This is a genomic window from Mycobacterium sp. 1164966.3 (assembly GCF_001665395.1).
Taxonomy (GTDB): domain Bacteria; phylum Actinomycetota; class Actinomycetes; order Mycobacteriales; family Mycobacteriaceae; genus Mycobacterium.
Genome location: NZ_LZSG01000054.1, coordinates 1 through 651, shown reverse-complemented (window position 1 = coordinate 651; position 651 = coordinate 1). Strand labels below are relative to the sequence as shown.

General features: G+C 63.3%; 1 protein-coding gene. It reads left to right on the top strand.

Translation table 11 applies throughout. The features are described from left to right. Nucleotides 1-648, top strand: a 648-nt coding sequence (locus tag A9W99_RS19735) for an MMPL family transporter (protein ID WP_156623198.1), incomplete at its 5' end; no start/stop codon positions are given. Between the last annotated feature and the right edge of the window lie 3 nt (nucleotides 649-651).

Here is a 651-nt window from a genome sequence, read left to right as displayed (position 1 = left end):
GACATGCACGACGGCTCCAACATCGACCTGCTGATCGCCGGAATCGCCGCAGCCACTTTGATTTTCATCATCATGCTGGTGATCACCCGAAGCGTCGTGGCGGCCGTCGTGATCGTCGGTACGGTGTTGCTGTCGCTGGGCGCCTCATTCGGACTCTCCGTGCTCCTATGGCAGTACATCCTGGGCGTGAAGTTGCACTGGATGGTGCTGGCAATGGCGGTCATCCTGCTGCTGGCGGTCGGCTCGGACTACAACCTGCTGCTGATATCGCGGTTCAAGGAGGAAATCCACGCAGGGCTCAAGACAGGGACGATCCGCGCGATGGCCGGTTCGGGCTCGGTGGTTACCTCCGCCGGTCTGGTGTTCGCCGCCACCATGGCCACGTTCATGTTCAGCCCACTGATCGTGATGGCCCAGGTAGGTACGACGATCGCGCTGGGTCTGTTGTTCGACACCTTGATCGTGCGGTCGTTCATGACACCGTCGCTGGCCACCTTGCTCGGGCGCTGGTTCTGGTGGCCGCAGCACGTGCGTCCACGGCCGGCCAGCACCATGCTGCGACCATACGGACCGCGTCCCGCCGTGCGCGAGCTGATCCTCGACGACGTCGACGAGCACCCGCCAGGCGGAGTGGTACAACCGCGCTGATCT